Below are 3,763 nucleotides of genomic sequence, written 5' to 3'. Positions count from 1 at the left end.
GAGGGCGGGCGGGTTTCAGGCAATTTGATGTGTTTTGAGGTACTTAAGCCGCCGCTGATTGATTTGCCCCGGCACGCCCTCAGGGTGACGACCAGCGTGTCGCGGTGGCCTTGTTCCGCCATCGGTTGAATCGGTGTCGTCTCATGAATTACCCGCTCATCGTCGAGCAGCAGCAAGGTCCAGGGCTCGGTCATCGTGAAGCGCTGTCCGTTCGGGCCTTGGGCGTCAAACACGCGCGACTCGCCGCCTTTGATGCCCCGGCGACTGACCAGAAACACCGCCACCAGATCGACGCCGTCCCGGTGTGCGCCCTCAGGCGTGGGGCGGCCGATGCCGTCGGTGGTGTCAATGCGGAACTGATGCGCCTCGATGAACCAAGGGCGCTTGCCCTTCAATCTAGAGGCCACTTCAGCCAGGCCCAACATCAGCTGCGACCACACCGGCCGTGCAAGCAAATCGTCCGAGATCGGCTCAAACCAGCGCTCAATGCCGCCGTGCAGGGCGTTGTAGTCGAGCGGCTGCCAGTGGGCGCGGTGGGCCACCTGGGTCAAGACCTGGCCCTCGGCAATAAAGCAGCCATGCCGGCGGAAACGATAGCGTCCGCCGTCGCGCAGATAGGCGTCCGGCGGCAGGTCGTTCCAGAACGCCGGCAGTTGGCTCAAGTCATCGAGTCGGCAAGGCAGCACAGCCGCCAGGTTGTCGGGCGCAAGCACCGCCGCACCTTGTTCGCGCAGTTGTGTCTCGAAGCGGTCTGCCGTGACGTAGGGCGGAGTGAAAATCATGGCTATGAAATGTCCTGCTGCTCAGGCCTGTTTGTCGGCTTCGGAGGTAAATGAGTCGGCGTAGAACTCGTCCGCCGGCAGCCCGCACTTGGCGGTGAAGTCGGCCTTGGCCGAGTCCACCATCACCGGTGCACCGCAGGCATAGACCTGGTGGCCGGACAAATCCGGCAGGTCGGCCATCACCGCTTGATGGACAAAGCCCGTGCGCCCGGTCCAGCCGTCTGCGGGCTTGGCGTCGGACAAGACCGGGACATAGCTCAGGCCTGGCGTGCTGGCCGCCGCTTGGGCCGCCCAATCATGCAAATACAGATCGGCCTTGCTGCGGCAGCCCCAGTAGAGCGTGGTGGGGCGGGTCAGGCCCAGGTGCTGGATGCGTTCGATGATGGCTTTGAGCGGCGCAAAGCCGGTGCCGCTGCCCAAGAGGATGATGGGCTTGTCGCTGTTCTCGCGTAAGAAGAAGCTGCCGAAGGGACCTTCCATGCGCAAGATGTCTTTCTCCTTCATGGCGCCGAAGACATGGTCGGTGAACTTGCCGCCCGGCATATGGCGGATGTGCAATTCGATGAAGCCGGGCATGCTGTGCGGCGCATTGGCCATGCTGTAGCTGCGCCGTGCGCCGTCGCGCAGAATGAATTCCACATACTGGCCGGCATGGAACTGGAAGTTCTGCGTCGCCGGCAGTTGCAGGCGCAGGATGGCCACATCGGCCGTCGGCTTCTCCAAGCTTGCGACACGGCTGGGCAGCTTCAAAATAGCGAACTCGCCGGCGCCCGGCACCGTGCGGGCTTCGAGTTCGCAGTCGGTCTGCGGTGTGGCGCAGCAGGTCAGCACAAAACCGGCGGCCTCTTCGGCCTCGGTCAAGGTCTTGGCCTGATGAGCGCCGTGAATCACCCGCCCGCTCAGCAGGCGGCTCTTGCAGGAGCCGCAGGCGCCGTCGCGGCAGCCGTAGGGCAGGCCCACACCCGAGCGTATGGAGGCGCTCAGAATAGTTTCGTCGCGTTCCACGGAGAACACGCGGCCGCTGGGCTGTACGGTGACCTGAAAATTCATGAGAAGCTGCTTTTAGAGACAAGAGCGGCCCGGGAAAGCCGGGCCGTACACTGGTCAGCTATTTTGCCTGAGCTTGAAACATGCTTCTCGGAACGCTGGCTGGCCCGTCATCAACATCCCCATCGATAGCGCATTTGAACTTGGACCTGGAAGCGGGTTGCTGCAAGGCCAAGCTGGGGCGCCCGCGCCTTTTGATCGTTGGCTGTGGTGATGTGGGCATGCGGGTCTTGCGCCTGTTGGCGGGTCGTTGGCAGGTACTGGCCTTGACTTCAAGCCCTTTGCGCGTGGCGGCGTTGCGTGCGGCGGGTGCGCGCCCGCTGATCGGCAATTTGGATCAGGCGACGACGCTGGCTCGCCTGGCCGGCATCGCCGATGCGGTGCTGCATCTGGCGCCGCCGGCCGGCAGCGGCGCCGAGGACCGGCGCACCGCCAACCTGCTGCGCGCGTTGGCGCGCAAGTTGCCGCCCAAGCGCCTCGTGTATGCCAGCACGACTGGGGTTTATGGCGACTGCGGTGGCGTGCGGTTTGACGAGACGAGGCCGACCGCGCCGAGCACCGACCGGGCCAGGCGGCGAGTGGATGCCGAGCAGCGTGTGCGCCGCTTTGGTGCCGAGTTTGGGGTGCGGACCACCATTCTGCGCATACCGGGCATCTATGCCTCGGACCGGGTGGGTGGCCACCCGCGCGAGCGTTTGCTGCGTGGTTTGCCGGTATTGCGGCGGGAGGATGATGTGTTCACCAACCATATCCATGCTGATGACTTGGCGCGGGCCTGCGTCCGGGCCTTGTTGCGCGAGCTAAGTCAGCGTGTCATCCATGTCTGTGATGACAGCGAAATGCTGATGGGCGACTACTTCGACTTGGCCGCTGATGTATGCGGCATGCCCAGGCCGCAGCGGCTTGACCGGGCGAAAATGCAGCAAATGATGTCGCCGATGCAGTTCAGCTTCATGAGCGAATCAAGGCGTTTGATCAATACCCGCTTGAAGACAGAGTTAGGACTGCGGCTGCACTATGGCCAAGTGGCCGATGGCTTGCTGGCCTGATCAGCGGCGCCTTGCTGTGCGCCAGTAGCGGATCAGCAAATAGGCGCCCAACATGCCGCCCAGATGAGCAAAATGCGCGACGCTGCTATTGCTGTTGAAGCCCAGGAGCAGTTCCAAGGCACCGAAGATGGCGACAAAGTACTTGGCCTTCATTGGGATGGGCGGAAACAGCGGAACGATGATGCGGTCGGGGAAGAGCATGCCGAAGGACAGCAGCAGGCCGAACAGGGCGCCGGATGCGCCCACCGTCGGCGCCATGGAGCCCATCAGCAGCGTGACCAGCAACTGAACTGCAGCCGCGCTGAGCGTGCTGGCGACCAGGATTTGTGTATAGCGCTTGGCGCCCCAAACGCGCTCCAGCTCCGAGCCAAACATCCAAAGGCCCAGCATATTGAAGAACAGATGGAATTCGCCGCCATGCAAGAACGCGTAAGTGAGGGGTTGCCAAGGCAAGAAGCGCCCCGACTGAAGCGGCCACAACTCAAAAGGAATCTGCAGGCCACGCGGCAGCAGCAAGAATGCACAGTACAAGCCCACACAGGCCAGCATGAAGGCTTTCGTTACCGGAGGGATATGGGGCATGTGCGACAGTGTTCTCTGGGTGTTGCGAAGGGTTGCATGGGCAATAGCTTGCCTTGCAAAAACCTGAGTGTAATCGTAGGCCGGTGGGGTCTTTCGGGCGTCGAAGCTTGGCTTACATTCGCAGCAGTGAGGTTTCGAGCGCACGAAAAAAAGCCCCGTAAGTCATTAATTTACGGGGCGTTTATTTGTGTGTCTCATCAACTGCTCTTTTACCTGCGCACCCTAGCTTTACCTATGGTGCCCGAGGCCGGACTCGAACCGGCACACCTTGCGGCGGGGGATTTTGAGTCCCCTGCGTCTACC

At 62.4% G+C, this 3,763-nt stretch carries 4 protein-coding genes; 1 reads left to right on the top strand and 3 read right to left on the bottom strand.

Features of this window, described 5'->3' with window-relative positions:
• Window positions 1-782, bottom strand: a 782-nt coding sequence (locus RMO57_RS07140) for a 2OG-Fe dioxygenase family protein (RefSeq protein ID WP_310385378.1), incomplete at its 3' end; no start/stop codon positions are given.
• A 21-nt stretch (window positions 783-803) separates the two neighbouring features.
• Entirely contained in the window at window positions 804-1,832 is a 1,029-nt protein-coding gene (locus RMO57_RS07135) for a CDP-6-deoxy-delta-3,4-glucoseen reductase (RefSeq protein ID WP_310385377.1), read from the bottom strand.
• A 134-nt stretch (window positions 1,833-1,966) separates the two neighbouring features.
• On the opposite strand from RMO57_RS07135, the gene RMO57_RS07130 reads away from it, so the two are divergent.
• A complete protein-coding gene (locus tag RMO57_RS07130) occupies window positions 1,967-2,878 on the top strand; it encodes an SDR family oxidoreductase (RefSeq protein WP_310385376.1) in 912 nt (303 codons plus the stop codon).
• Here RMO57_RS07130 and RMO57_RS07125 read toward each other — a convergent pair whose 3' ends face one another.
• Entirely contained in the window at window positions 2,879-3,460 is a 582-nt protein-coding gene (locus RMO57_RS07125; protein WP_310385375.1) for a rhomboid family intramembrane serine protease, read from the bottom strand.
• Window positions 3,461-3,763: the final 303 nt, after the last annotated feature.

The sequence above is a fragment of the Roseateles sp. genome, from assembly GCF_031397715.1.
Taxonomy (GTDB): Bacteria; Pseudomonadota; Gammaproteobacteria; order Burkholderiales; family Burkholderiaceae_C; genus Paucibacter_A.
This window is presented reverse-complemented; position numbering and strand designations above follow the sequence as displayed.